The organism is Methylobacterium sp. NMS14P (assembly GCF_028583545.1).
In the GTDB taxonomy this organism is placed as follows: Bacteria; Pseudomonadota; Alphaproteobacteria; order Rhizobiales; family Beijerinckiaceae; genus Methylobacterium.
On record NZ_CP087106.1, the window covers coordinates 6127214 to 6153775 of the forward strand.

Annotated in this window: 21 protein-coding genes; 10 read left to right on the forward strand and 11 right to left on the reverse strand. The window is 71.0% G+C overall.

Translation table 11 applies throughout. The features are described from left to right. Nucleotides 1-187 precede the first annotated feature (187 nt). Nucleotides 188-1585, forward strand: a complete 1398-nt coding sequence (gene cysS / locus LOK46_RS29185; RefSeq protein WP_273561776.1) for a cysteine--tRNA ligase — start codon at nt 188-190, stop codon at nt 1583-1585. A 119-nt stretch (nt 1586-1704) separates the two neighbouring features. Then, the gene (locus tag LOK46_RS29190; protein ID WP_273561777.1) at nt 1705-2484 is read left to right on the forward strand and encodes a trypsin-like serine protease; all 780 of its coding nucleotides are present in this window, start codon (nt 1705-1707) and stop codon (nt 2482-2484) included. An 82-nt stretch (nt 2485-2566) separates the two neighbouring features. Here LOK46_RS29190 and ctrA read toward each other — a convergent pair whose 3' ends face one another. Continuing rightward, entirely contained in the window at nt 2567-3268 is a 702-nt protein-coding gene (gene ctrA, locus LOK46_RS29195) for a response regulator transcription factor CtrA (RefSeq protein ID WP_010683835.1), read from the reverse strand. Between the two features lie 419 nt (nt 3269-3687). On the opposite strand from ctrA, the gene fliI reads away from it, so the two are divergent. The 3 genes from fliI to LOK46_RS29210 all read left to right on the forward strand — a co-directional run bounded on the left by fliI (nt 3688) and on the right by LOK46_RS29210 (nt 6808). Further along, nucleotides 3688-5040 carry a flagellar protein export ATPase FliI gene (gene fliI, locus LOK46_RS29200; protein ID WP_273561778.1) on the forward strand — a complete coding sequence of 451 codons (1353 nt, stop codon included), beginning with the start codon at nt 3688-3690 and terminating at the stop codon, nt 5038-5040. Between the two features lie 149 nt (nt 5041-5189). Next, entirely contained in the window at nt 5190-5597 is a 408-nt protein-coding gene (gene fliJ, locus LOK46_RS29205; protein WP_012322462.1) for a flagellar export protein FliJ, read from the forward strand. Nucleotides 5598-5740: 143 nt separating this feature from the next. Continuing rightward, nucleotides 5741-6808 carry a lysylphosphatidylglycerol synthase domain-containing protein gene (locus tag LOK46_RS29210; protein WP_273561779.1) on the forward strand — a complete coding sequence of 356 codons (1068 nt, stop codon included), beginning with the start codon at nt 5741-5743 and terminating at the stop codon, nt 6806-6808. 208 nt (nt 6809-7016) lie between these two features. Here the strand turns inward: LOK46_RS29210 and flhA are convergent, their stop codons facing one another. Continuing rightward, nucleotides 7017-9164 carry a flagellar biosynthesis protein FlhA gene (flhA, locus tag LOK46_RS29215; protein WP_273561780.1) on the reverse strand — a complete coding sequence of 716 codons (2148 nt, stop codon included), beginning with the start codon at nt 9162-9164 and terminating at the stop codon, nt 7017-7019. 237 nt (nt 9165-9401) lie between these two features. Here flhA and LOK46_RS29220 point away from each other — a divergent pair, with 237 nt between their 5' ends. Continuing rightward, nucleotides 9402-9998 carry a hypothetical protein gene (locus tag LOK46_RS29220; protein ID WP_273561781.1) on the forward strand — a complete coding sequence of 199 codons (597 nt, stop codon included), beginning with the start codon at nt 9402-9404 and terminating at the stop codon, nt 9996-9998. Nucleotides 9999-10038: 40 nt separating this feature from the next. Here LOK46_RS29220 and LOK46_RS29225 read toward each other — a convergent pair whose 3' ends face one another. Both LOK46_RS29225 and LOK46_RS29230 read right to left on the reverse strand, forming a co-directional pair. Further along, nucleotides 10039-11280 (reverse strand): capsule biosynthesis protein, encoded by a 1242-nt coding sequence (locus LOK46_RS29225; protein ID WP_273561782.1) that lies wholly within the window; start codon nt 11278-11280, stop codon nt 10039-10041. A 140-nt stretch (nt 11281-11420) separates the two neighbouring features. Continuing rightward, nucleotides 11421-12074: an ABC transporter ATP-binding protein gene (locus LOK46_RS29230; RefSeq protein WP_273561783.1), complete on the reverse strand. Its 654-nt coding sequence runs from the start codon at nt 12072-12074 to the stop codon at nt 11421-11423. Nucleotides 12075-12470: 396 nt separating this feature from the next. On the opposite strand from LOK46_RS29230, the gene LOK46_RS29235 reads away from it, so the two are divergent. From LOK46_RS29235 to LOK46_RS29245, 3 genes are all read left to right on the forward strand, one after another. After that, nucleotides 12471-12944, forward strand: a complete 474-nt coding sequence (locus LOK46_RS29235) for a PAS domain-containing protein (protein ID WP_441011507.1) — start codon at nt 12471-12473, stop codon at nt 12942-12944. Nucleotides 12945-12999: 55 nt separating this feature from the next. Continuing rightward, complete coding sequence (frc, locus tag LOK46_RS29240) at nt 13000-14250, forward strand: formyl-CoA transferase (protein WP_020092898.1); 1251 nt, start codon at nt 13000-13002, stop codon at nt 14248-14250. An 83-nt stretch (nt 14251-14333) separates the two neighbouring features. Next, nucleotides 14334-15512 (forward strand): HPP family protein, encoded by a 1179-nt coding sequence (locus LOK46_RS29245; RefSeq protein WP_273561784.1) that lies wholly within the window; start codon nt 14334-14336, stop codon nt 15510-15512. Between the two features lie 3 nt (nt 15513-15515). On the opposite strand, the gene LOK46_RS29250 is transcribed toward LOK46_RS29245, so the two are convergent. The 7 genes from LOK46_RS29250 to LOK46_RS29280 form a co-directional block, all read right to left on the reverse strand. Continuing rightward, entirely contained in the window at nt 15516-16211 is a 696-nt protein-coding gene (locus LOK46_RS29250; protein ID WP_273561785.1) for an alpha/beta hydrolase, read from the reverse strand. A gap of 281 nt (nt 16212-16492) precedes the next feature. After that, complete coding sequence (gene oxc, locus LOK46_RS29255; protein WP_273561786.1) at nt 16493-18238, reverse strand: oxalyl-CoA decarboxylase; 1746 nt, start codon at nt 18236-18238, stop codon at nt 16493-16495. A gap of 145 nt (nt 18239-18383) precedes the next feature. Beyond that, the gene (oxlT, locus tag LOK46_RS29260; protein ID WP_273561787.1) at nt 18384-19670 is read right to left on the reverse strand and encodes an oxalate/formate MFS antiporter; all 1287 of its coding nucleotides are present in this window, start codon (nt 19668-19670) and stop codon (nt 18384-18386) included. Between the two features lie 134 nt (nt 19671-19804). After that, nucleotides 19805-21610, reverse strand: coding sequence for a hypothetical protein (locus LOK46_RS29265; protein ID WP_273561788.1), 1806 nt, complete (start codon nt 21608-21610; stop codon nt 19805-19807). A 174-nt stretch (nt 21611-21784) separates the two neighbouring features. Then, a complete protein-coding gene (locus tag LOK46_RS29270; RefSeq protein ID WP_443192915.1) occupies nt 21785-22804 on the reverse strand; it encodes a branched-chain amino acid aminotransferase in 1020 nt (339 codons plus the stop codon). 172 nt (nt 22805-22976) lie between these two features. After that, nucleotides 22977-24737 carry an ABC transporter ATP-binding protein gene (locus tag LOK46_RS29275; RefSeq protein WP_273561790.1) on the reverse strand — a complete coding sequence of 587 codons (1761 nt, stop codon included), beginning with the start codon at nt 24735-24737 and terminating at the stop codon, nt 22977-22979. Between the two features lie 92 nt (nt 24738-24829). Continuing rightward, nucleotides 24830-25375 carry a Spy/CpxP family protein refolding chaperone gene (locus LOK46_RS29280; RefSeq protein ID WP_273561791.1) on the reverse strand — a complete coding sequence of 182 codons (546 nt, stop codon included), beginning with the start codon at nt 25373-25375 and terminating at the stop codon, nt 24830-24832. A 156-nt stretch (nt 25376-25531) separates the two neighbouring features. On the opposite strand from LOK46_RS29280, the gene LOK46_RS29285 reads away from it, so the two are divergent. Then, the gene (locus LOK46_RS29285; RefSeq protein WP_273561792.1) at nt 25532-26470 is read left to right on the forward strand and encodes a metal ABC transporter solute-binding protein, Zn/Mn family; all 939 of its coding nucleotides are present in this window, start codon (nt 25532-25534) and stop codon (nt 26468-26470) included. Nucleotides 26471-26562 lie beyond the last annotated feature (92 nt).

The window sequence follows — 26562 nt, forward strand, 5'->3', positions numbered from 1 at the left end:
TAGCCCCATCGCACGGGCCGCGCCGTCGCCGCGATGCAACAGGGTGCCGTGCCGGGGCTGGCGGATCCGCCACGTTTCGGCCGCTCTTCGCCGCGCGGGGCCCTCAGGTCGTTGAAGGCAGGGCCGGATTTCCGGCCACGGCTCCGGGCGGGACGTCATCCGCGGCGCCGGAAGAGGGATGGGTTTCATGGCGCCGATGTTGCGGCTCTACAACACGCTGACCGGCACCAAGGAAGCCTTCGCGCCGATCGACCCGCAGCATGTCCGCGTCTACGCCTGCGGCCCGACGGTCTACGACGCCGCCCATATCGGCAACGCCCGGCCGATCATCGTCTTCGACCTCCTGTTCCGGCTCCTGCGCCACCTCTACGGGCCGGAGCACGTCACCTACGCGCGCAACGTCACGGACGTGGACGACAAGATCAACGCCCGGGCGGCCGAGCGCGGTATCACCATCCGCGAGCTGACCGACGGAACGCTCGCGCAGTTCCACCGCGATGTGCGCGACCTCGGCGTGCTCACGCCGGAGGACGTGAACGTGCCGGGCGCGCGGCCGCGCTTCGTCGAGCCCCGCGCCACCGACCACATCGCCGAGATGGTGACGATGATCGAGGGGCTGGTGCGGGCCGGCCACGCCTACGTGGCGGCGGACCACGTGCTGTTCGACGTGCCCTCGATGCCGGATTACGGCGGCCTGTCGAAGCGGCCCCTCGACGAGATGGAGGCGGGCGCCCGGGTCGAGGTCGCCCCCTACAAGCGCTCGCCCCTCGACTTCGTCCTGTGGAAGCCCGCGAAACCCGGCGAGCCGTCCTGGCCGTCGCCCGCCGGCATCGCGGCCGCGGGGCGGCCGGGCTGGCACATCGAGTGCTCGGCCATGTCGGCCAAGCATCTCGGCCGGACCTTCGACATCCACGCGGGCGGCATCGACCTGATCTTCCCGCACCACGAGAACGAGGTGGCGCAGTCGCGCTGCTGCTTCGGCACGCCGGTGATGGCCAACGTCTGGCTGCACAACGGCTTCCTCCAGGTGGAGGGGGAGAAGATGTCGAAGTCGCTCGGCAACTTCATCACCATCCGCGATGTCCTGAACGACTGGCCGGGCGAGGTCGTGCGCCTCACCATGCTCAAGACCCAGTACCGGCAGCCGATCGACTGGACCCTGCGCGGCCTGGAGGAATCGGCCCGCGTGCTCGACCGCTGGTACAACGCCGCCGGCGACGCGCCCGCCGCGCCCGACATACCCGTCGGGGTGGTCGAGGCGCTCTGCGACGACCTCAACACGCCGGCGGCGATCAACGAGCTGCACCGGCTCGGCAGCGGTGCGGAGGCGCAGCCCGGGGCGCTGCGCGCCGGCGCGAACCTGCTGGGCTTCCTCGCGCGCACCCGTAGCGACCGCGAGCAGGATCAGGTCGCGGCGTCCGGGGTCGACGTCGCGGCGGTCGAGGCGCTGATCGCCGAGCGCCGCGCGGCGCGGGCCGCCAGGGACTGGGCCGCTTCCGACCGGGCGCGCGACGCCCTCGCGGCGATGGGCGTCGCCGTGAAGGATAACAAGGACGGAACCACGACCTGGACGGTGTCGCGCTGATCGCCGGGCCGTCCACCGATGACACGGATGTCACGGCGGCCGCGTCCTCGCGCCCGCTTGCGCGGCGCGGTGCGGGCGGCATCTGTGGTCCGGGGGCTCGCCGCGGAGAAGAGCAGCACGTGACCAGCTACGGGACCAATTTCGGGACCATCGGGGCGCGGTGCGCCGCCGCCGCCTCGGCCCTGGCCCTCGGTCTGGGCCTGTCGGGGCCGGCCGCCGCCATCGACGGCGGGTCGGCCGCGGGCCGGGATGCCCTGGCGCAGGCCACCGTGGCGATCGGCACGATCACCCGGCCCGAGGAGGCGCTGCAGCTCACACGCTGCTCGGGCGTCCTGATCGCCCCCGACCTCGTGCTCACGGCGGCGCACTGCGTGAACGGCGATCCCCTCGGCGCGCTGGTGGTGTTCTTCCGCGGCGCCGAGCCGGCGCGGCCGGTCTACGGGGCGCGGGTCGCCGCCCGCTACAGTCCGGATCCGGGGGAGATGCTGCCGAACGAGGCGTCGGGCGTCAGCCTCTCCGACCTCTCCCTCGACCTCGCGGTCCTGCGGCTGACCGAGCCGGTGCGCGATCGGCGGCCCGTGCCGCTGGCGGCGGATCCCGGCCGCGTCCCGAAGAGCCTGCGCATCGCCGGCGCGGGACTTTCCGGCCGGACGGTCGGGCGCCTGCGCACCGCCACGCTGACGCCGATCGCGGCGAGCAGCACCGGGCTCACCATCGCCCGGGCCAACGGCGCCCGGGTCTGCTTCGGCGATTCGGGCGGCCCGGTCGTCGCGCAGGATCGCCGCGGCACCTACATCTGGGGTGTCGCCAGCGCGGTGATCAGCCGGGCCGCGCCCTGCGGCGGCTACGTGGTGATCGCGCCGGCCGCGCAGGTCTTCTCCGCCACCGGGACGCGGTGAGGTCCGCGGACACCCCCGGAACGCGAAAACCCCGCGCGGCCGGACCGCACGGGGTTTTTCACGGGATGGTGCGACCGGCGGTTCAGACCGCCATGCGCTCCTCGCCGTCCATCGGCTCGCGCAGCACGTAGCCGCGGCCCCAGACGGTCTCGATGTAGTTCTTGCCCTGGCTGGCGTTGGCAAGCTTCTTGCGCAGCTTGCAGATGAAGACGTCGATGATCTTCAGCTCCGGCTCGTCCATGCCGCCGTAGAGATGGTTGAGGAACATCTCCTTGGTGAGCGTCGTGCCCTTCCGGAGCGAGAGGAGCTCCAGCATCTGGTACTCCTTGCCGGTGAGGTGCACCCGGGCGCCGCCGACCTCGACGGTCTTCTGATCGAGGTTCACGATCAGGTCGCCGGTGGTGATGACCGACTGGGCGTGGCCCTTCGAGCGGCGCACGATGGCGTGGATGCGCGCCACCAGCTCGTCCTTGTGGAACGGCTTGGTGAGGTAGTCGTCGGCGCCGAAGCCGAGGCCCTTCACCTTGTCCTCGATGCCGGCCATGCCGGACAGGATCAGGATCGGGGTCTTCACCTTCGCCACGCGCAGCGAGCGGAGCACCTCGTAGCCCGACATGTCGGGCAGGTTCAGATCGAGGAGGATGATGTCGTAATCGTAGAGCTTACCGAGATCGACACCCTCTTCCCCGAGGTCGGTGGTGTAGGTGTTGAAGTTCTCGGACTTGAGCATCAACTCGATGCTCTGCGCGGTCGCGCTGTCGTCCTCGATCAAAAGTACCCGCATCGTCGGTCCCCAGCCCCGCCGGCCGCATCAGCGCGCAGACACGTCCCAGCCTTCGCCCGCCACCGGCCTGTGGACGGGCGCTCCGTCGCTCTTGACGTGGAACGCTATGGATTAATCGTTAACAAAACCTGATTCCTGCCCGCAAGCGTCTCGTTCGCAGTTCCGCGAGCTTGACAGGAGAAACAGCGTTCCTCCGATCGCGCCCACGGCCCCGATTCCGTTCCGTCCACGTCCAGGCCGCTCGCCCCCTTCGGCGTAAGTACTTCCTGCGCAACGATTCGATCCCCGGTGTTGTCCGTCGGACACACCGGTACGACTTCGTCGGGCGCGACCGTGGCCGCGACCCGGATCGAGCCGCTACGAGCCCGTGACCCGCAGTGTTAAGGAGGCCGGTAAACGAAGCGTTGAGAGCCAGGCCGATGACACAGGATCCGGCAAGATCCGTTGCTTCCCTCGCGTCGGCGCAGGCGGCCCTGGAGCGGATCGAGGTGCTGGAGACCTTCGGGCGGGTCGTGGCGATCCGCGGCCTGCTGGTCGAAGTCGCCGGCCCTGTGGCCGCGATGCGACTCGGCGGCCGGGTCGACGTCGAGGGGGCCAACGGCCACGGGCTCGTCCCCTGCGAGGTCATCGGCTTCCAGGGCGACCGGGCACTCGCGATGCCGTTCGGCTCGCTCGAGGGCGTGCGGCGCGGCTGCCCCGCCTATGTTCGCGACGAATCGGCCGGCGCGATCCGGCCCTCCGGCGCGTGGCTCGGCCGGGTGATCGACGCCCTCGGGCGGCCGGTCGACGGGCTCGGCCCCCTGGCGCAGGGCGGCGACGTCTACTCCCTGCGCGCGGATCCGCCCCCCGCCCATGCCCGCACCCGGGTCGGCGGCCCGCTGGATCTGGGCGTCCGGTGCATCAACACCTTCCTGACCATGTGCGCCGGCCAGCGGATGGGCATCTTCGCCGGGTCCGGCGTCGGCAAGTCCGTGCTGCTGTCGATGCTGGCCCGCTACACCGCCGCCGACGTGGCGGTGATCGGCCTCGTGGGCGAGCGCGGCCGCGAGGTGCAGGAATTCCTTCAGGACGATCTGGGCGCTGCCGGCCTCGCGCGCTCGGTGGTCGTGGTGGCGACCTCCGACGAGCCGGCCCTGATGCGCCGGAACGCGGCCTACGTGACCCTGTCGGTGGCCGAGCACTTCCGCGATCAGGGCGCCAAGGTCCTGTGCATGATCGACTCGATCACGCGCTTCGCGATGGCCCAGCGCGATATCGGCCTCGCCGCCGGCGAGCCGCCGACCGCCAAGGGATACACGCCCACCGTCTTCTCGGAGCTGCCGCGGCTGCTCGAGCGGGCCGGCCCCGGGGTGGGGCAGGGGACGATCTCGGCCCTGTTCACCGTCCTGGTCGAGGGCGACGACCACAACGAGCCCGTCGCCGACGCGGTGCGGGGCATCCTCGACGGCCACATCGTGATGGAGCGCGCCATCGCGGAGCGCGGGCGCTACCCGGCGATCAACGTGCTGCGCTCGGTCTCGCGCACCATGCCGCGCTCCTGCGACCCGGCCTATCTCCCGGTCGTGCGGCGCGCGCGGCGGCTGCTGTCGACCTACGCCGACATGGAGGAGCTGATCCGCCTCGGCGCCTACCGGGCCGGCTCCTCCCAGGAGGTCGACGAGGCGGTCGCGCTCATGCCGCATCTTGAGGCTTTTCTGGGGCAGGGTAAGGAAGAAGCAACGTCCATCGGCGATGGTTACGCACGGCTCTCCGAGATCATCGGCGGGGCCTAGGCACTATGGGCCGGGGCGTTAACGCTTCGGCGCGATCATGGTGCGCGTGGGGGATCCGGGCGGGTCTGCCGTGGGCAGGCTCGCGCACAGGCACGGTCCGGGCACGGTCCCGGGCGCGGCCTCAAGCGTTGCGTGGAGTGAGCGTCCTGATGAAATCGCGTGACACGCTGATCCGCCTGCGCCGCTTCCAGGTCGACGAGAAGCGCCGGCGCGTGACCCAGATCGAGATGATGATGGCCGATTTCCAGCGCATGGCGGTGGAGCTCGATCGCGAGGTCGCCGTCGAGGAGGCCCGAGCCGGAATCACCGACGTCGGTCACTTCGCCTACCCGACTTACGCCCGCGCGGCGGCGACGCGCCGGGACAACATGATCCAGTCCGCCCAGGCTCTCGAGGGCCAGCTCGCCGAGGCGAAGGCCGAGCTGGGCGAGGCGTTCGAGGAGCTCAAGAAGGTCGAGATCCTGAACGACCGCGAGCGGACCGCAGAGCGCGCGGCCGAATCGGCCCGCGACCAGGCCGCCATGGACGGGATCGGCCTCAACCGCGCCCGGGGCTGACGCGGTCCGTCGGACCGCTCGGCCGGCTCCCGCGGCACGAAACCGTCACGATCACCTGACAAGGGGGATCGCGGCGGTGCCATGCCGCTTGCAGCGCGTCGCGTGCCGGCGCATCAGGGGCTCTCCCCAGGGCGTCGGTGTTCATGAAGAAGATCAGCGAGTTCATCTGGCCCTTGATCGGCCTCGCGGCCGTCGTGATATCGGGCTACTTCCTCTACCAGGAACTGAAGACGACCTCGCTCTCGGCGATCTGGGCCGCGATCCTGGCGATCCCGCCGCACCGGATCCTGCTGGCGGCCCTCTCGACCCTGGTCGCCTACGCGGCGCTCGCCTGGTACGACCGGATCGCCCTGCTGCACCTGGGCGTGCGCCACATCTCGTGGCTCTTCGTCTCGCTCTGCTCGTTCACGACCTACGCGCTCTCGCACAATATCGGCGCCTCGGTCTTCTCGGGCGCCCTGGTCCGCTACCGGGCCTACACGGCCAAGGGCCTGACGGCGGCGCAGGTCGCCGTGCTGGTGGCGCTCTGCTCGTTCACCTTCTTCCTCGGGACCATCCTGCTCGGCGGCTTCACGCTGGTGGTCGACCCGCACCTGCTGACGCGCCTCGAGGGCAAGCTGCCGAGCTTCCTCACCGATTCCAAGACCGCGCTGATCGTCGGCATCGGCATGCTGGGCTTCGTCGGCCTGTACGTGATCGGCTCGATCCTGCACCTGCGGCCGCTGCACATCCGGTCGTTCAAGCTCGAGTATCCCCGGCCCGGCATCATGGGGCGCCAGCTGCTGGCGGCGCCGCTGGAGCTTCTGGGCGCGGCGGGCATCATCTACTTCGCCCTGCCGGAGGCGATGAATCCGGGCTTCATCCCGGTCCTGGCGATCTTCCTAGCCTCGTTCTCGGTGGCGCTGGCCTCGCACGCGCCGGGCGGCCTCGGCGTGTTCGAGATCGTGTTCATCACCGCGATGCACATCACCGACGAGGCGCAGAAGGACGCGATCATCGCGGCGGTGATCATCTTCCGGATCTTCTACTTCTGGCTGCCTGCGCTGGTCTCGGTGATCGTGGTGATCGCCTTCGAGCGCTCGCGGCTGGCCGCGGCGATCGGCACGGCCGCGCACGGGCACAAGGCAGCGGCCGTGCCGGAGCCGCCCGTCGTCGTTCCCGGTCTCGACGCGCACGAGTTGGAGCGGGAGCTCAAGCAGAAGGCGATCTGAGGGGGCTGGATGCCGACGCCACGAGCGGCGTCACGCCGTCGCGTCGGCCCTCGACCTTCACGCCGCACACCCGCTCGGATCAGCCCGCCGCGCGCGCGTGACGCCGCGCGGCCCGCACCGATCCGTCGGACGACCCGCGTGACGGGTGCGGCGGCCTCCGCAGAGCGGAGGCGCCCGCGGCCGCGCGGGCGCCGCGGCCGATCGATCCTCAGATCGAGTTCACCGTCCGCAGCCGCGCCCGCGGGTGGATCTCCGCCTGGCTCATCACCGGCGTCTCGCGGCGGAAGCGCTCGATGATCGAGCGCACGAACGGCCGCGTCTGGGCCGAGGTGACGAGCACCGGCATCTCGCCCTGGCGCGCCGCGGTCTCGAAGCGGTCGCGCACGGTGTTGACGAACTCGCTGAGCTTCGAGGGCTGCATCGCGAGGTAGCGCTCCTCGCGCTCGCCCACGATCGACTCCATGAACGCCTGCTCCCAGGCCGGCGACAGGGTGATGATCGGCAGCATGCCGTTCGGATCCTGATACTGGGCGCAGATCTGCCGGCCCAGGCGCGCCCGGATGTGCTCGACGACGTCGCGGGGGTTCTTCACGGCGCCCGCCACCTCGGCGATCGCCTCCACGATCGCCCCGAGATCGCGGATCGAGACCCGCTCGGAGAGCAGGAACTGCAGCACGCGCTGGATGCCGGTGGTGGAGATCTGCGACGGCACGATCTCCTTGAGCAACTCGGCGTGCTCCTTGGGCAGCTCGCGGAGCAGCTTCGAGACCTCGACGTGGTTGAGGAGCTCGGAAACGTGGGCCTTGATGACCTCGGTGAGATGCGTGGACACCACGGTGGCGGCGTCGACCACCGTGTAGCCCTTGAGCTGGGCCTGGTCGCGCAGGGCCGCGTCGATCCAGGTCGCCGGCAGGCCGAAGGTCGGCTCCAGCATGTGCTGTCCGGGCAGCTGGACCTGACCGCCCATCGGGTCCATCGCCATGAACTGGCCGGGGAAGATCCGTCCGGTGCCCGCCTCGATCTCCTTGACCCGCACGACGTAGGCGTTGGCGTCGAGCTGGACGTTGTCGAGGATGCGCACCGACGGCATCACGAAGCCCAGCTCGGCGGCGAGCTGGCGGCGCAGGGCCTTGATCTGGTCGGTGAGCCGGTCCTGGCCCTCGCCGTTGACCAGGGCGAGGAGCGCGTAACCCATCTCGAGCTTGAGATCGTCGAGCTTCAGCAGGTCGGTGACCGTCTCCTCCTTGGCGGCGCTGGCCGCGGCGACCGCGGCCGCATCCATCGGGACGCCCTGGGCATCGAGGGGCGGCGCCAGCTTGGCGGTCTTGTTGATGCGCCACGCCGCGTAGCCGGCCCCGCCGCCCAGCAGGACGAAGGGCAGCATCGGCATGCCGGGCAGGAGGGCGATCAGCAGCATCACCGCCGCCGACATGCCCAGCGCCTTGGGGTAGTGCGCGAGCTGCTTGCCGAGCGCCTTGTCGGCGGCGCCGCGCACGCCGGCCTTGGAGACCAGCAGGCCCGCCGCCGTCGAGACGATCAGCGCCGGGACCTGGCTCGCGAGGCCGTCGCCGATGGTCAGCAGGGTGTAGCTCTTGGCGGCCTCTCCGAAGCTCAGGCCCTGCTGCGCCACCCCGATGATGATGCCGCCGACCACGTTGATGAAGGTGATCAGCAGGGCCGCCACCGCGTCGCCGCGCACGAACTTCGAGGCACCGTCCATGGCGCCGAAGAAGGAGGATTCCTCCTCCAGGGCCGCGCGCCGGGCCTTCGCGGCCTTCTCGTCGATCAGGCCGGCCGACAGGTCGGCGTCGATGGCCATCTGCTTGCCGGGCATCGCGTCGAGGGTGAAGCGCGCCGCGACCTCGGCGATGCGGCCCGAGCCCTTCGTGATGACCACGAAGTTCACGATGATCAGGATCGCGAACACGATGATCCCGATGACGAAGTTGCCGCCCATCACGAAGTGGCCGAAGGCCTCGATGACGTGGCCGGCCGCAGCGGTGCCCTCGTGCCCGTGCCCGAGGATCAGGCGCGTCGAGGCGAGGTTGAGGGCGAGCCGCAGCATCGTGGCGATGAGCAGCAGCGTCGGGAAGACGGTGAATTCCAGCGGATTGTCGATCGACAGGCCGGTCATCATGATCAGCACCGACAGGATGATCGACACGGCCAGCAGCAGGTCGAGCAGGATCGCCGGCAGCGGGAAGATCAGGACCGCCAGGATCCCCAGCACGCCGGTCGCGAACAGCAGGTCCGACCGCTTCGACAGCGCCTGGAGGTCGCCGCGCGTCGGCAGCGCGAGCTGGCCGAGGACCGCCGCCGCCCCTGTCTGTGCCGGCGCGCTCGCCGTCTCTGCCATCGATGCCACCCGCTGCCGTTCGTCCGGGACGGGCCCGGGACGTACCCGGCAAGATCTGCCGAGCGGATGGTTAGCGCGGCGTTAAGATGCGGCCGACGGCGACGGGAACCCGGGCCGCCGCGATCGCTTGATCGGACGGCGAGCGCGTCGATCCGGCATGTGGCCGAGCCCGCGTCCGGGCCACCCGCGCCGCCGCCACGTCTCCGGGCCCAGGCCCGCGAATCCCGGGAGAGTTCGATGGCCCTGCGCGCCCTGACCGCCCTGTTCGACGATTACGACGCCGCCGCAGGTGCGGTCGACCGGCTGGAGGCCGCCGGCATCCCCCACGCGGACATCAGCATCATCGCGAACCGCAACGAGCCCGCGGCCCCGCCGCGGGCGCCGGGGACGGCCGTTCCCCGACCGATGGACGCGGCGGATTCCGCCGGCACCGGCGCCACGGTGGGCACGGTGCTGGGCGGCGGCGCCGGCCTGCTCGCGGGCCTGGGTCTGCTGGCGATCCCGGGGCTCGGCCCGGTAGTGGCGGCGGGCTGGCTCGTCGCCACCGTGACGGGGGCGGGCGTGGGCGCCGCGGCCGGCGGCCTGATCGGCGGTCTGACGGCGGCGGGGCTCAGCGCCGACGAGGCCGCGACTTACGCCGAGGGCGTGCGCCGGGGCGGCACCCTGGTGACGGTGCGGGCCGACGAGGCCCGGGCCGAGCGCGTCCTGTCCATTCTCGACCACGCGGGGTCGATCGATCTCGACGAGCGCGCCGAGGGCTGGCGGGCGCAGGGCTGGACCGGCGGCACGATCGGCCCGGCGGCCGACGACCGGGGAACCGGGGCCGGCCTCTGAGGATCTCGGACCGTCCCGGGGAGGCCCGGCAGGGCGGTCGTCAGGCCATCATCTTCCGGGCGAACATCGCGGCGCCGAACAGGACGCCCGCGCCCGCGGTGATCAGCCCGATCATCAGGAGCCGCCGCGGCTCGGTGGAGGATTCCGCCTTCACCGGCTCGACGATCGGGCTGAAGAACTCGATCTGCCGGGCCGCGATGATGCGCGCGCGCTCGTGGGCGGTCAGCACCTGCTGATAGTACTTCTCGGCGTTCTTGCGGTCGTTCTCCAGGACCTCGAACCGCGTCAGCGCGTCGGAGAGCAGGCGCTTCTGCTCCGGATCCTGGCTGGCGGATTGCCGCTCGATCCGGGCGATGTTCTCGTCGATGTCCTTGATCTGCTGCTTGATGTCGATGATCCGTCGCGCGTCGGGACCGAGGTCCCGCTGCCCGATCGCGAGCTGGAGCGCGAGGTTGATTCGCGACGCCCGCAATTCGGCGACCATCTTGACGTTGATGTCGTTCGTCTTCTGAGCGTCGAGCACGCCCTCGCGATTGCGCAGGTCGCGCGTCGCGAGCCGGATCTTGGTCATCCGCTCCTCGGCGAGCCGCAGCTCCCGCGTGCTCTCGGCGACGGCATCCTCGCGCGACTTGACCGTGAGGTCGTTCACCTTGCGCTCGGCCTCCTTCATGACGGCCTTGGCGATGGCGAGGGATTCCTCGGGATCGAAGGCCTCGACCTCCACCGACATGATGCCGGACCCGGACTCGACCTCGACGCCGACGCGCCGCTTCCAGTAGCGGAGGAACTTCTCGATCGGCTTCTCCGGATCGAACCGCGAGAAGTAGTCGATGGACTCGTTGCTGAACCACTGGCGCAGCGGCAGCTGCGCCTCGAGCAGCTCCAGCATCGGCCGGCTCAGGATGAACTCGCGCGTGATCAGCGTATCCTGGGCCACCATCTGGTTCGCCATGCCGGAATTCGTCCCGCCGGTCTCGGAGGACGTCTTCTCGGCGGAGCCGAGCGCCGGCCGGATCGCGAACCGCGCCTCGGTGACGTAGCGGTCCGAGGCGATCAGGCCGTAATAGACTGCCCCCGCGAGCGTCGGCAGCAGGAAGCAGACGACGAACAGGACCGGGATCCAGGGATCGCTCTTGGCGTCGGCCTGGTAGGACCGGATGCCCTTCTTGCGGTCGGCGAAGCGCGACATGCGCGCGATCTGCCGCAGGGACTCGCTGACGGCCAGCTGGCGGTCCGCGGGCGTGACCGGCTGCCCCTCGGCCTTCCGGATCTCCATGTTCATGGTCTGATTCCCGGCCTCCCCGGCCTCGAAGGTCGATCCGTCACCGGGATCCCGACCGCGTCGCACGCGGCGCCACGATCGTCTCTCGCACGGCGAGGCGGCAAAAGCATGTCGTCACGGTCCGGCCGCCGCCGGCGCGATCAGGCGTTGAGGCGCCGGTACACCTCGATGGCGTCGTTCACGTCCTCGTAGATGATCGCGCGCCCGTTGAGCAGGACCAAACCCTGCGTACACCACTGGCGGATCGTCTCCATGGAGTGCGAGACCATGATGATGTCGGCGTTCTTCCGCCGCTGGGAGAAGACCTCGTCGCACCGCTTGGAGAACCGCGCGTCGCCGACCGAGGTGATCTCGTCGATCAGGTAGCAGTCGAACGGGATCGCCATGCTCATGCCGAAGGCGAGCCGCGCGCCCATGCCCGACGAGTACGTGTAGATCGGCACGTCGAGGTAGCTACCGAGCTCCGAGAAGTCCTCGACGAATTCGAGTACCCGGCGCGGGTCCTCGCCGTAGATGCGCGCTACGAACGTGACGTTGTCGCGCCCGGTCATCTTGGGGTGGAAGCCGCCGGCGAAGCCGAGGGGCCAGGAGACCCTGAGGCCGCGGTGGATCCGGCCCCGCGTCGCGTCCTCGGTGCCGGCGATCAGCCGCATCGTGGTCGATTTCCCGGCGCCGTTGATGCCGAGGATCCCGTAGGAGACGCCCGGCTTCAGGGTGAACGACACCTGCTCCAGGATGGTCCGGCGGTGGCCTTCCGTGCGGTAGACCTTGCTGACTTTCTCGAAACGGATCACCGAAATGGTCTCCCGGGCGGTTCGCCGAACCGCCGGTCCGAGCTGCCTGACGGACGATCTCCTGCTCGCGGAAAGCGGCAATTCTGAGAAAGACATGGGCGCTCTCCCGGGCCGCGCGGCCGCCGCCGTGCAGCGCGCCGCCGCGGCTCGGCCTCACCCAGAACGCCGCCCGGCCGCTTGAAGAAAAGTTCCACCTGTCACCCCGTCGGTTGACGCCATTCTCCATTTGGCATACCAAATACCAACCGAAGAGGGCGGGTGACAGCCCTTCAAGGATGCGGGACTGGAATTTTAGCGCCGTTCCCGCAAGCGACGTTCAGGAAGGGCCGCCCCCATGACAAGGCGCCGGACTGCCGCGAGCCAACTCTCATCCGCGCCGCCGACCGGGTGGCGCCCATGATGGCGACCGGGCCGACCCAGGCCGTGCCCGGTTCCTCCGATCTTCACGGGCTGGCCGAGGCGATCGGCGACGCCGTGGTGGTGTCCGATCCGGACGGCGCCATCACGGTCTGGAACCCGGCCGCTGAGCGGATCTTCGGGTTCGCCGCCGCCGAGGCGCTGGGACAGACGCTCGATCTGATCACGCCCGAGCGGCACCGTCGCCGCCACTGGGACGGCTACGCCAAGACCATGCGCACCGGCGTCACCCGCTACGGGGCAGAGACCCTGAGGGTGCCGGCGCTCCACAAGGACGGCCGCCAGCTCTCCATCGCCTTCACGGTGGGAATGGTGCGGGACGCCTCCGACCGGGTGACCGGGATCGTCGCGGTGATCCGCGACGAGACCGAGCGCTGGGCCGAGGAGAAGCGCCTGCGCCAGCGCGTGGCCGAACTCGAAGCTTCCTCGGATGCGGCCCGCCGGGCGCCTTGAGCCCGCCGGACGATCCGAAGGACCCGATCACCGAACCGCACAGGGAGAACGCCCAATGAGCAAGCCGCTGGAAGGCATCAAGATCATCGACTTCACGCACGTTCAGGCCGGCCCGGCCTGCACGCAGCTGCTCGCCTGGTTCGGCGCCGACGTGATCAAGGTCGAGCGCCCCGGCGCCGGCGACGTGACCCGGACCCAGCTGCGCCACGTCGAGGACGCGGACGCGCTCTACTTCACGATGCTGAACTCCAACAAGCGCTCGCTCACCCTCGACACCAAGACCCAGGCCGGCAAGGAAGTCCTCGAGAAGCTCATCCAGGATTCCGACGTCATGGTCGAGAATTTCGGCCCCGGCGCCCTCGACCGGATGGGCTTCTCCTGGGCCCGCATCCAGGAGCTGAACCCGGGCATGATCCTCGCCTCGGTGAAGGGCTTCTCGGACGGCCACCACTACGAGGACCTGAAGGTCTACGAGAACGTCGCCCAGTGCGCGGGCGGTGCCGCCTCGACCACGGGCTTCTGGGACGGGCCGCCCACCGTCAGCGCCGCCGCGCTGGGCGATTCCAACACCGGCATGCACCTCGCCATCGGCATCCTCACGGCGCTCCACCAGAAGAACAAGACCGGCAAGGGCCAGAAGGTCGCCGTGTCGATGCAGGACTCGGTGATCAACCTCTGCCGCGTGAAGCTGCGCGACCAGCAGCGCCTCGACGCGCTCGGCTACCTCGAGGAGTACCCGCAGTACCCCCACGGCGAGTTCTCCGACGTGGTGCCGCGCGGCGGCAACGCGGGCGGCGGCGGCCAGCCGGGCTGGGTGCTGAAGTGCAAGGGCTGGGAGACCGACCCGAACGCCTACATCTACTTCACGATCCAGGGCCACGCCTGGGCGCCGATCTGCAAGGCGCTCGGCAAGGAGGAGTGGATCACCGATCCGGGCTACAACACCCCGCGCGCCCGCCAGGACAAGATCTTCGACATCTTCAAGACGATCGAGGAGTGGCTCGCCGACAAGACCAAGTTCGAGGCGGTCGACATCCTGCGCACCTACGACATCCCCTGCGCGCCGGTGCTGTCGATGAAGGAGATCGCCGAGGACAAGTCCCTGCGCGAGAGCGGCACCGTCGTCGAGGTGGCGCACCCGAAGCTCGGCAAGTACCTGACCGTCGGAAGCCCGATCAAGTTCTCCGACATGCAGGTCGAGGTGAAGGCGTCGCCGCTGCTGGGCGAGCACACCGATGAGGTGCTCGCAGACCTGGGTTACACGCAGGAGCAGATCCGGGCGATGCACGAGGCCCGCGCGGTCTGATAGAGACCGCCCGACCTCAGCGTTCCTGAGACAGGACGGCGCTCCCCGGGCGCCGTCCTTTTCATGTGCGAGCCCCGGATCCGATGCGCGCATTCCTGAGCCGTTTCCTGCCGGAGCTGACCCCGGTCAGCAAGCGCGAGCGCCTGCGCTCGGCCGCCGGTGCCCTGGTGGGGATCCTGGCCACCGGCCTCCTCTGTCGGGTCTCCGTCCCGGCCGAGGCGCTGCCGGTGCTGATCGCCCCGATGGGGGCCTCGGCGGTGCTGCTCTTCGCGGTACCGGCGAGCCCCCTCGCGCAGCCCTGGTCGATCCTCGGGGGCAACATCGTGGCGGCGCTGGTCGGCGTCACGGCGGCGGCCTGGATCGGCGACCCGTTCGTGGCGGCGTCCTGCGCCATCGGGGTGGCGATCGCGCTGATGATGGCCCTGCGCTGCCTGCACCCGCCGAGCGGGGCCGTGGCGCTGACGGCGGTGCTGGGCGGCCCGGCGATCCGGGAGCTGGGCTACGGCTTCGTGCTGTGGCCGGTCGCGGCCAACTCGCTGCTGCTGCTGACCACCGCCCTGCTGTTCAACAACCTGACCGGGCGCGCCTACCCGCACCTGCGCCCCGCCGGGCCGCGGACGGCCGATCCGCCCTCCGGCGCCCGCGTCGGCTTCCGGGCCTCGGACCTCGACGCCGCGCTGGAGGATTTCGACCAGCTGCTGGACGTCGACCGGAGCGACCTGGAGCAGATCCTCCGGCGCGTGCAGATGCGGGTCTACGGCCGCCGCTCGGGGCCGATCACTTGCGCGGCGATCATGTCGCGCGACGTGATCGCGGTGGCGCCGGACGCGCCGCTCGCCGAGGCCATGCGGCTGCTGCGCCGTCACCGGATCAAGGCGCTCCCGGTCACCGACGAGGGCGCGCGCGTCCTCGGCATCGTCACGCAGACCGACCTGCTCGACAAGGCCGCCTGGGACCGGAGCGGGCCGCGCCTCGGGCTCGGCCGCCGCCTGCGCCTCACCGCCGAGCGCGGCCGCGCGCCCCACGGCTCCGCGGCCGACATCATGAGCGCGGTCGAGCCGGTCGGTCCCGACACGCCCGTGGCCGCCCTGGTGCCGCGGATGTCGGAGGCGGGGCTTCACCACCTGCCGGTGGTCGACGCAGACGGCCGCCTGGTCGGGATCGTCTCGCAGACGGACCTGATCCCGGCGCTCCTGTCCGAGACCGACGCCCCCGAGGCGCCGGTCCGCGGCCGCGCGCCGTCACGGGCCGCCCTGGCCTGAGCCTCAGGGGCCCGCGGGCGGATCCGCCAGGAAGAACGCGACCGCCCGCGCCACCACGGCCGGCTGGTGGGCGTGCGGGCCGTCATACTCGACATAGGTCACCGGATAGCCGGCCTCGCGCAGGGCCGGCACGTGGACCCGAGCGCTCCGGTCGATCGGGATCTGCTCGTCCTGCGTCCCGTGCGACAGGAAGATGCGCGGCGCGCCGACCTGCAGGTGCACCGACAGGAACCCGGCCGACGAGACGATCAGGTGGCGCGCCACGTCGCCGTTCGCGAGCCCCAGCGAGAGCGTGTAGCTGCCGCCGTCGGAATGCCCGGCGAAGCAGAGCCGCTGCGGATCGAGCAGGAACCGGTCGGCGACGTGCGCCAGCGCCGCCGCGACGCGCTCCCGGTCGGGCCCGTGGCCGGCGATGACGACGTCCCAGGTCGGAAACAGGGATTGCGGCACGAGGAGCAGGAAGCCCTCGGTCCGGGCGTGCGCCTCCAGCATCGGCAGGATCCGCTCGGCGCCGCCGCCGCCGCCGTGGAACAGCACCACGAGCGGGCAGGGGCGGCGCGGATCGAGGCCCTCGGGAACCACCAGCACCGCGTCCCGCTCGGCGAAGAGGCCGAGGTCGTGCCGGCCCGGGGGGAGGGGCTCCTCGGTCGGGAGACGGTGTCGGAAGTGCAGGCGGCCGGCGAGGTCTGGATCGATCATGGATGCACCGTCACCGCACGGATGACGGATCCGCCGCCGTCTCTGCGCGCGCAGGGAAGCCATCCCGTTGCTCCGCGCGGATCGCGGCGGCGCTGCCCTGGGTCACTTCGCTTCGCCCGCGATGACGGTGCGGGCGAGGAACTCCCGGTGGCCGGGAGCTCCCGCGGAACGCCATCCCGCACGGACCCGCGACGCCGTTCCGATCCAGGCAAAGAGCCGGGCTCGACGCGCGAGCCCGGCTTCGATGGTAGCGGATCAGAGATCTCGCGAGGGGTTCGGCCTCACTTCTTCTTCTTGATCCCGCTCTGCGGGTTCAGGCTGCCGATGTTGCCGCTCTCGCTGCCGGCGGCCGGGTCGATCACGGCGTTGACCAGGGCCGGGCGGCCCGAGTTCATCGCCTCGTTGACCGCGCGGGTCAGCTCGTCCGGCGTGGTGACGTGGTAGCCGACGCCGCCGAAGGCCTCCATCATCTTGTCGTAGCGGGAATCCGGCACGAACACCGTGGTGGCGGGGTCGCGGCCGGTCGGATCCGTGTCGGTGCCGCGGTAGATGCCGTTGTTGTTGAACACCACGATGCAGACCGGCAGGCCGTACCGGCAGATCGTCTCGACCTCCATGCCGGAGAAGCCGAAAGCGCTGTCACCCTCGACGCAGAGCACCGGCTTGCCGGTCTCGACGGCGGCCGCGACGGCGAAGCCCATGCCGATGCCCATGATGCCCCAGGTGCCGACGTCCAGGCGCTTGCGCGGCTGGTACATGTCGATGATGCCGCGGGCGAGGTCGAGGGTGTTGGCGCCCTCGTTGACCAGGATCGCGTCCGGCCGCTCCTTGACGATGGTGCGGAGCGCCCCGAGCGCGGCGTGGAAGTTCATGGGCGAGGCGTTGCTCATGAGCTTCGGCGCCATCTTGGCGATGTTCGCCTCACGCTTGGTCTTGAGGGTCTCGATCCAGTCGGACGGGGGCTGCTGCCAGCCCTGGCCCATGCCGTCGAGCAGCGCCTGCACGCAGGAGGCGATGTCGCCGACGACCGGGGCGACGATCTCGACGTTCGAGTCCATCTCGCGCGGCTCGATGTCGATCTGGATGAACTTGGTCGAGCCCGGCTCGCCCCAGCTCTTGCCCTTGCCGTGCGACAGCAGCCAGTTCAGCCGGGCGCCGACCAGCAGCACCACGTCCGAGTCTTTCAGCGCCGTCGAGCGCGCCGCGCCGGCCGAGAGCGGGTGGGTGTCGGGCAGGAGGCCCTTGGCCATGCTCATTGGCACGTACGGAATGCCGCTGGTCTCGACCAGCGAACGGATCGCCTCGTCGGCCTGCGCGTAGGCGGCGCCCTTGCCGAGCACGATCAGCGGCCGCTTGGCGGATTTCAGGACCTCGAGCGCCCGGGCGATCGCCTCGGGGGCGGGGTGCTGGGCCGGCGCCGGGTCGATCACCTTGACCAGCGACTTCTGGCCGGCCTCGGCGTCCATGACCTGGGAGAACAGCTTGGCGGGCAGATCGAGGTAGACGCCGCCCGGACGGCCGGAGCAGGCCGCGCGGATCGCGCGGGCGACGCCGATACCGATATCCGCCGCGTGCAGCACCCGGAAGGCCGCCTTGCACAGGGGCTTGGCGATGGCGAGCTGGTCCATCTCCTCGTAGTCGCCCTGCTGCAGGTCGACGATCTCGCGCTCGGAGGAACCCGAGATCAGGATCATCGGGAAGCAGTTGGTGGTGGCGTTGGCGAGGGCCGTCAGGCCGTTCAGGAAGCCCGGGGCCGAGACGGTGAGGCAGATGCCCGGCTTCTGGGTGAGGAAGCCCGCGATCGCGGCGGCGTTGCCGGCGTGCTGCTCGTGGCGGAACGAGACCACCCGCATCCCCTCGGCCTGGGCCATGCGGCCGAGGTCGGTGATCGGGATCCCCGGGACACCGTAGATCGTCTCGATGCCGTTGAGCTTGAGGGCGTCGATGACGAGGTGGAAGCCGTCGGTCAGCTCGGGCTCTGCCTCGACCTCGGGGGCGGTGTGGACGATCTTGGCGACTGCGGTCATCACGGTTTCTCCCGGAGGATCGGTGTGTACGGGCGGCGCTCGGCGCCGGCTGGCTGGGGGATCCCCCGCACTCCCGAAGAGAGTGAGGGCGGGAGATCCGTGACGGTCGGGCGTCGCTCGGGCGACGCCGTGGGGCGAGGGCCGGTCAGGCCGCCCGGATCGGCTGGGCGCCGAGCGCCGCGGGCTGCTCCTCCGTGGCGAGGTAGCGGGCGCGCATCGGGCGCAGGACGAACATCGCCATCGCCGCCGCGGTCACGTTGAGGACGATGATCAGCGTGAACACCGCCGACCAGCCGTAAGCCGCCGAGAGCAGGCTGGCGAACGGGACCAGGAAGGCGGCGGTACCCTTGGCGGTGTAGAGCAGGCCGGCGTTGCTGGCGGCGTACTTGGAGCCGAACGTGTCGCCGCAGGTCGCCGGGAACAGCGAGTAGATCTCGCCGAAGACCCCGAAATACACCGCGGTGGCCAGCACGAAGACCATCGGGATGTGGCCGTAGGTCAGCAGCACGATCACCGCCAACGCCGCCGTCGAGAAGGCGATGAACATCGTGTTCTCGCGGCCGATATGGTCGGACACGTAGCCGAAGAACGGCCGGCCGAACCCGTCGAAGATCCGGTCGAGCGAGATCGCCAGCGTCAGCGCCGCCATCTGGAGGCCGAACAGGCTCACCGGCACGCCGGCCACCTGGAAATCGTGGGCGATCGGGGCGATCTGCGCCGCCGCCATCAGGCCGCCGGAGGCCACCATCACGAACATCACGTACATCACCCAGAAGACCGGGGTGCGCACCGCCTCGCGGGGGCTGCGGTCGACCTTGGTCTGCGGCAGGCGGGTCTTCTTGCGCTGGACCGGCGTGTTGGTCGACGGCTTGCGCAGCAGGAAGGCGAGGGCCAGCACCACGGCGCCCTGGCCGATACCGAAGTACAGGAAGGCGTCCTGGTAGCCGCTGGACGCGATCATCCGGGCGATCGGCACCACCGTGATGGCGGCACCGGCGCCGAAGCCGGCCGCCGTGGCGCCGGCGGCGAGACCGCGGCGATCCGGGAACCACTTGAGCGCGTTGCCCACGCAGGTGCCGTAGACCGAGCCCGCACCGATGCCGGCGACGACGGCGCCGAGATAGAGCATCGCCAGGCTGTCGGCGTAGGCGTTGATCGTCCAGGCCAGGGCGATCATCACGCCGCCGAAGGCGACCACGATCTTCGGGCCGTAGCGGTCGACGAACCACGCCTCGACCGGAACCAGCCAAGTCTCGGTGGCGACGAACAGCGTGAACGCGAGCTGGATCGCCGCGCGGCCCCAGTGGTAGCGCTGGTCGATCGGGTCGACGAACAGTGTCCAACCGTATTGGAGGTTGGCGATCATGGCCATGCAGATCACGCCGAAGGCGAGCTGCCACCATTTCGCCGACGGCGAATCCTGGCGTTCCATCCCTGAGCCTCTCTCTTGGGCGGCGCGGCCTTGCAATGGCGGCGTCTCTCGTGCCCCGACGATCATGCACATCCGTTCTAGGTATGCAATATACCAGCGTGAGACGGACGGGATGAACTGTCAGGGCGGCGATATTATTCCGTTTGGCCGGCCGGAGGAATCGGGCCCCAGGCGCCGAGCGTCGGCGCCTCGGCCGGGTGCAGAGTCTCGTCGAGGGCGGGGAGCGCGGCGGGATCGGTCGGGAAGCCGATCACCGCACAGGCGGCCTCCCAGTCCGGACCCGCCTTCACCGCCGCCAGGGTGGCCGGATCCAGCGCGGTGACCCGTCCGCGATCGAGGCGCAGGAAGGCCCGGCCGGACTCCGCCTGAACGAAGCGGACGATCGCCATCTGGCGCAGGCATTCGCGCAGGAAGGTGGTGTTGGCGGATGCCGAGAGGTCGGCGCCCTTGAACACCGCCTCGGGCCCGTGGGCGAAGATGTCGACCTTCCGGAAGCGGTCGATGTCGATCAGCCCCTTCACGTCGAGGATGTTGAGGATCCCGTCCGCCCAGAACGCGATGGTGCGCGGGCGCTCGCCCAGCGGCACGCTGTTGTCGAGGAACTCGCAGACCACCTGCTTGTCCCGGGCGAGGGCCCAGTTGAAGAACAGGCGCGGCATGCCGGTATAGGCCTCGACGTTGTGGGCCAGCAGGTCCTCCACGGCCTTGTAGCGGCCGAACAGCTCGCCGCGTTTCCAGGCGCGCTCCACGGTGTCGGCCGGGGGCGTGACCATGAACTGCATGTAGACCCGGTCGCCGAACCGGGTGAGCAGCTGGCCGCCACCGTCCGAGCCCGCCTCGGCCTGGAAGCTGTCGAACCGGAACCGGTCGATCAGCAGGTTCGAGATCCGCCGCTCCGCCGCCTTGCGGGTGACGTAGCGGTCGAGCTTCATGTCGATGATCTCGACCTCGTAGCCGGTCAGCGTCCCGGCGTAGCGGGAGGCCTCGCCCAGGCTGTCGTAGTCGAGGAGGTACTTGCGCCAGACATCGGGGGTGATCACGGCGAAGTCCGACCACGCCATCCCCAGGCGCTTGGCGAGACCGAGCTGGTAGGGGCGGATCGTGCTCTTCCCGGACGCCGAGGCGCCCTTCACGTTCATCACCACCGGATGATCCTGCGGCACCAGCCGCCGGTACCGCTGCGCCTCCACGACCGCGTCGATCCAGGGCTCGATCTGCTCGCCGATGCGGCGGCTTCCGTAGCCGTTCGAGACCAGCGTCCCCGCGATGGTCCGCAGCAGGGCGGCGTCGCGGACGACCGTGTTCTGCCGGGCGATCAGGCCGGACACGACGGCGCGCAGGGCCTCGCAGGCGGCGATCTCCAAAGCGTCGCCGGTCTCGGCGGCCCGCCGCTGCCAGGTCTCCAGATGGCGTAGGGCGCGGGTCGCGAGATCCTCGCGCGGGGCCTCGACCGCCGGAGGGCGCCGTCCGAGGAGACGGTCGAGCCAGCGCGGCTCGGGCGGCGGGGCGGGCGGCCGCTCGTCCAGGATGGCGGCGACCTCGCGGGCGAGTACCGCGTCGGCCTCGGCGCGGATCCCCGCGAGGGCGGCCTCGATCTCGCCGAGGCGCGGCTCGATCCCCTCGCGCAGGATTGTGGCGACGATGGCCCGGAAGTTCACGCCGAGATCGGCGTAGACCGCGCCGACCGGCACGGACAGGTCCGACATGACCCGGATCAGGACCTCGTGAACGACGAGGCGGCCGGCCCGGAACCGGGTGAGCTGGCGGGCGGGCAGCCCGCACAGGTCGCTCAGGTCCAGGGCGTCGCGGAGCGGCGTCTCGACGTGCTCCGGCCGGTAGACGGTGACGAGGGGCAGGAACGCGGACGGCAGATCGGACCGGACGCCCGGGTTCCAGGGGCCGATCGGTGTCTCGGGGGAGTGGGCGGCCGCGTCCGTCACGCGCGCGGCCGCCGTATCGCGGGCCGGACGCTCCGGTCGGATCGCCTCAGGCCGCGGGGCCGCACGGTGGGCCCGAGGAGCTCAGGACAAGAGCCGGACGGGCGCCCGCCGGGTCCGAGAGGCGAACCCGGACGTCCCGACGCCGTCCGCACCGCCGCGGGCGCGCGAAGATCCCTAGAAGATCTTCTGGAACCAGCCATGGGCGTCATTGGAATTGCCCCGCTGGATGTCCACCAGCAGGCTCCGCAGCCGCTGGGCCACGGGTCCGGCCTTGCCGGTCCCGATGGTGAAGCTCTCCTCACGGCCCTTCACGGTGCCGATCGGCGTGATCACCGCGGCGGTGCCGCAGGCGAACGCCTCGGTGAGGCGTCCCTCGCGCACGTCGGCGCGCCACGCGTCGATCGTGTAGGGCTCCTCCTTCACGGTCAGGCCGGCCTCCCGGGCGAGCGTGATCACCGAGTCGCGGGTGATGCCGGGCAGGATGCTGTCCGAGAGCGGCGGTGTCACCAGCGTGCCGTCCTCGAAGACGAAGAACACGTTCATGCCGCCGAGCTCCTCGACGTAGCGGCGCTCGGCCGCGTCGAGGAACACCACCTGCTCGCAGCCCTGGGAGGCGGCTTCCGACTGCGCCGCGAGGCTCGCCGCGTAGTTGCCGCCGCACTTGGCCGCGCCGGTGCCGCCCGGGGCCGCGCGGGTGAAGTGCTCCGAGACCCACACGGTGACGGTCCCGGTCGGGTCCTTGAAGTACGAGCCGACCGCCGAGGCGATCGTCACGAACAGGTATTCCGAGGCCGGCTTGACCCCGAGGAAGGCCTCGCTGGCGATCATGAACGGGCGCAGGTAGAGGCTGCCGTCCGGCGTGTCGGGGATCCAGGCGCGGTCGATCTCGACGAGCTTGCGCATGGCCTCCACGAAGGCGTCCTCGGGGAAGGGCGCCATCGCCATGCGCTCGGCCGAGCGGCGGAAGCGCAGGGCGTTGGCCTCGGGCCGGAACAGGGCCGCGCCGCCGTCGGCGGTGCGGTAGGCCTTGAGCCCCTCGAAGATCTCCTGCGCGTAGTGCAGCACCGCGGCGGCGGGATCGAGCGGGATGGCCTCGCGCGCCTGGATCCGCGCGTCGTGCCAGCCGCGGCCGGCCGTGTACCGCGCCACCACCATGTGGTCTGTGAACACCTTGCCGAAGCCAGGATTCGCCATCAGCGCGGCCCGCTCCTCGGCGGTGCGCGGGGCGTGGTGACTTTGGATCTCGAACGTCAGGTCGCTCACGGTGTGGTCCTCATCGACTGAGGCCCTTATGGCGCGCTCCGGCGCGCGAATCTACGGAGCCGGCGCATGACGGAGCCGCCGCACATGCGAGGCGCTACGCGACTCACTCGGCGGTGGCCGGCTCCGACAGCTGCAACCGGTGGAGGCGCGCGTAGGGGCCGCCGGCCGCGAGCAGGTCGTCGTGCCGCCCGATCTCGAGCACGCGGCCGGCGTCCATCACGGCGATCTGATCGGCCTCGCGCACCGTCGACAGCCGGTGGGCGATCACCAGGGTCGTGCGGCCGCGCATCAGCCGGGTCAGCGCCTCCTGGACCAGGCGCTCCGATTCGGAATCGAGGGCCGAGGTCGCCTCGTCGAGGAGGAGGATCGGCGCGTCCTTGAGGAAGGCGCGGGCCAGCGCCACCCGCTGCCGCTCGCCGCCGGAGAGCCGCCCGCCGCCCGATCCGACCCGGAACGCGTAGCCCTCCGGCAGGGCCGAGACGAAGCCGTGGGCCGCGGCGGCTTCGGCCGCCGCCTCGATCTCCGCGCGCGTGGCCCCGGGCCGGCCGAAGCCGATATTGGCGGCGATCGTGTCGTCGAACAGCACGACCTCCTGCGAGACCACCGCGACCGCGGCGCGCAGCGAGGCCAGCGTCACGGCCCGGACGTCCTGGCCGTCGATGGTCACGGCGCCGCCGGTGACGTCGTAGAGGCGCGGAACGAGGTTGAGCAGCGAGGACTTGCCCGAGCCCGAGCGCCCGACGAGCGCCGTCACGGAGCCGGCGGGGACCGCGAGGTCGATGCCCTCCAGCGCCGGCGCGTCCGGCCGGTAGCGGAACCGGACGTCCGCGAACCGTAAGGCGCCGCCCGTGATCGCCAGCGGCCGGGCGTCCGGCGCCTCGCGGATCGTGGGGACCTCGTCCATGACGTCGAAGTAGCGCCGCAGCGCGGCGGCGGCCTCCTGCAGGATGGCGTTGAGGTTGCCGAGTGCCCGCGCCGGCTGCGCGGCGAGCAGCAGCGCCGCCACGTAGCCGGTGAAGTCACCGACCGTCTTCTCCCCGGCCAGGACCCGCTGCCCGACCAGCACCAGCACGCCCGCCACCGCGATGCCGCCGCCGATCTCCAGGAGCGGGTCGAGACGGCCGCGGGCGTTGGCGGCCTTCATCTTCAGGCGGCGCACCTCGTCGAGGGCGGCGGCGGCACGGCCCTTGAGGTAGCTCTCCATGGCGAAGGTCTTGGCGACCCGGGCCCCCTGCAGGCTCTCGGAGATCAGGCTGGCGGTGGCGCCCATCTGCTCCTGCGTCGAGGTCGAGACCCGCCGGAGCTTCCGGCCGATCCGACCGATCGGTCCGGCGACGAACGGGACCGTGACGCCGGCCACCAGGGTCAGCACCGGATCCATCCAGATCAGCGCCCCGACGAGCCCGATCAGCATCGCGATGTCGCGGAGGAGGACCGTCGAGATGCGGGTCAGCGCCTCCTTGATGAAGGCGAAGTCGGTGGTGAAGCGCTGGGTGAGCGCCGCCGGGCTCTCGCGGCCGAGCTGGGCGAGATCCGAATCGATGAGATGCCCGTAGAGCGCCGCCTGCATGTCGGCCTCGACCCGGGTCACCACGCGGTTGGTCAGGACCGTCTGGCCGTAGAGGGCGAAGCCGCGCGTGGCCGTGACCACGATCACCACCAGCGGTCCGTACGCGATGGCGGCGGCGTCCTTGCGGTCGAAGGCGTCGAAGGCGGCCTTGATCAGCGCCGGGTAGAGCCCCGTCGAGGCGCCGACCAGAGCGATCAGCACCAGCACCACCGCCAGGGTGGCCCGGTGCGGGGAGAGCCAGGTGCGCCAGAGCCGGGCGAGGAGGGGAGCCGTGTCGCCGGGAAGGCGCGCCATGAAACCTACCGGGTCGGATCAGTGCCGCCCTCGGGCAGGATGCGCGGCGGCAGCGGTTTGCCGCCGCCGCCGCCGCGGATCAAGGCTTTTGCTCAGCGGTCGCCGCCGCGCGGCCCGCGATCGTCGCCGCGATCGTCGCCGCCGTCACGGTGCCAGCCGCCCCGCATGCCGTGGCCGCCCATCGGGCCCATGGGCCGGGCGAGGATCATGGCGCGCCGCTTCTGATCCGGGTCGAGGCTGGCGTAGAGCGGCTGCGACGCGTCGGCGAGCTTGCGCAGGGCGTCGCCCCGCGCGCTCGCCGCGTCCGCCATCGCCCGCAGCGCCGCCGGGGCGTCGTCGCCGAACTTCGGCCGGTCCCGCATCGCCTCGCGGCGCTGCTGGCGCAGCTTGGCCATGTCGCGGATCGCCGTCTCCACCGGCGGCCACAGCTTCTCCTGGTCGGGCGTCAGCTTCAGGCCGGCATGCAGGGCGGCGATGCGGGCATCCGTGAAGGCCGCGCGGTCCTCGGGGGTCAGCGCGCTCCAGCGCCCGTGCCCGCGGAAACCGTCGGCCCCGTGATCGCGCGCAACGGCCGCGCCGGCGAGCCCCAGGCCGAGGGCCCCGCTCACCAGTATGGCCGTCGTCAAACGTCGGGACATGGAAATCTCCGTCTTACGCTCGGGACGTCGCCGCGGCCCGCGCCGGCGCCCAACGCCGCGCATAGAGCGCCTGCCGTGTATCCCGCTTGTGTATGTAACAATGTTACATTAGTGGCAGGCGCGACAAGGATTCGGGCAGGTGGAGCGGTGCGGCGCGTGGCGAGAACATTCCGGATCGCGGCGCTCGCGATCCTGTCCCTGTGGTTCGGATCGGCGGGGCCGGCCTCGGCCGCACCGCAGGACCGGCCGGTGCGGGCGGTCGCGACCTTCTCGATCCTGGGCGACCTCGTCCGGCAGGTCGGCGGATCGCGCGTGACGGTGGCGACACTGGTCGGGCCGGACTCCGACGCGCACGGCCTGAGCCCGTCCCCGGCCGACGCGCGCAAACTCGCCGAGGCCGACATCGTGTTCGTCAACGGCCTCGGGCTGGAGGGCTGGTTCGACCGGCTGATCCGGGCCTCCGGGACGCGCGCGCCTGTCGTGGTGGCCTCCGCGGGCGTGAAGCCGATCCCCGCGCAGGACGAGCACGCCCACGGCGACGGCGACCACGGACACGGCGACCACGCCGTGGACCCGCATGCCTGGCAGGACGTCGCCAACGTGCGGATCTACGTGGCGAACATCCGGGACGGACTCGCCGAGGTCGATCCGGCCCATGCCGACGCCTACCGTGCCGCGGCGGCCGCCTACCTCGCCGAGCTCGACGCGCTCGAGCGGGACGTCCGGGCGGCGATCGCCCGCATCCCGCCGGAGCGGCGGCGGATCATCACGACCCACGACGCCTTCGGCTACTTCGCGGCGGCCTACGGCCTGCGCTTCATCGCGCCGCAGGGCGTGTCGACGGACAGCGAGGCGAGCCCGCGGGACGTGGCGGCGATCATCCGCCAGATCCGGAAGGAGCGCGTGCCCGCTGTGTTCCTCGAGAACATCAGCGACCCGCGCCAGATGCAGCAGATCGCCCGCGAGAGCGGCGCCCGCGTCGGCGGCAAGGTCTATTCCGACGCGCTCTCGGCGCCGGACGGCCCGGCCGCGACGTATCTCGATCTGATGCGGTCCAACCTGAAGGCCTTCGACGCCGCGCTGATGCCGGGCTAGCCCCTCGCGCAGGCGGGCCGCCGCGGTCGTTCGCCTTCACGGCGTCGGACATGACATAGCGTAAACCGCCGGTTAAGAGGCCCCCACTAGCC

What these genes read in the sequence shown, in the direction of transcription:
- LOK46_RS29220 (WP_273561781.1), top strand. Translation starts at nt 9,402, where the DNA reads ATGGCCCTGCGCGCCCTGACCGCCCTGTTCGACGATTACGACGCCGCC.
- LOK46_RS29210 (WP_273561779.1), top strand. Translation starts at nt 5,741, where the DNA reads ATGAAGAAGATCAGCGAGTTCATCTGGCCCTTGATCGGCCTCGCGGCC.
- fliJ (WP_012322462.1), top strand. Translation starts at nt 5,190, where the DNA reads ATGAAATCGCGTGACACGCTGATCCGCCTGCGCCGCTTCCAGGTCGAC.
- fliI (WP_273561778.1), top strand. Translation starts at nt 3,688, where the DNA reads ATGACACAGGATCCGGCAAGATCCGTTGCTTCCCTCGCGTCGGCGCAG.
- oxc (WP_273561786.1), bottom strand. Translation starts at nt 18,238, where the DNA reads ATGACCGCAGTCGCCAAGATCGTCCACACCGCCCCCGAGGTCGAGGCA.
- cysS (WP_273561776.1), top strand. Translation starts at nt 188, where the DNA reads ATGGCGCCGATGTTGCGGCTCTACAACACGCTGACCGGCACCAAGGAA.
- LOK46_RS29235 (WP_441011507.1), top strand. Translation starts at nt 12,471, where the DNA reads ATGATGGCGACCGGGCCGACCCAGGCCGTGCCCGGTTCCTCCGATCTT.
- oxlT (WP_273561787.1), bottom strand. Translation starts at nt 19,670, where the DNA reads ATGGAACGCCAGGATTCGCCGTCGGCGAAATGGTGGCAGCTCGCCTTC.
- LOK46_RS29225 (WP_273561782.1), bottom strand. Translation starts at nt 11,280, where the DNA reads ATGAACATGGAGATCCGGAAGGCCGAGGGGCAGCCGGTCACGCCCGCG.
- flhA (WP_273561780.1), bottom strand. Translation starts at nt 9,164, where the DNA reads ATGGCAGAGACGGCGAGCGCGCCGGCACAGACAGGGGCGGCGGCGGTC.
- LOK46_RS29250 (WP_273561785.1), bottom strand. Translation starts at nt 16,211, where the DNA reads ATGATCGATCCAGACCTCGCCGGCCGCCTGCACTTCCGACACCGTCTC.
- LOK46_RS29280 (WP_273561791.1), bottom strand. Translation starts at nt 25,375, where the DNA reads ATGTCCCGACGTTTGACGACGGCCATACTGGTGAGCGGGGCCCTCGGC.
- ctrA (WP_010683835.1), bottom strand. Translation starts at nt 3,268, where the DNA reads ATGCGGGTACTTTTGATCGAGGACGACAGCGCGACCGCGCAGAGCATC.
- LOK46_RS29245 (WP_273561784.1), top strand. Translation starts at nt 14,334, where the DNA reads ATGCGCGCATTCCTGAGCCGTTTCCTGCCGGAGCTGACCCCGGTCAGC.
- LOK46_RS29270 (WP_443192915.1), bottom strand. Translation starts at nt 22,804, where the DNA reads ATGGCGAATCCTGGCTTCGGCAAGGTGTTCACAGACCACATGGTGGTG.
- frc (WP_020092898.1), top strand. Translation starts at nt 13,000, where the DNA reads ATGAGCAAGCCGCTGGAAGGCATCAAGATCATCGACTTCACGCACGTT.
- LOK46_RS29275 (WP_273561790.1), bottom strand. Translation starts at nt 24,737, where the DNA reads ATGGCGCGCCTTCCCGGCGACACGGCTCCCCTCCTCGCCCGGCTCTGG.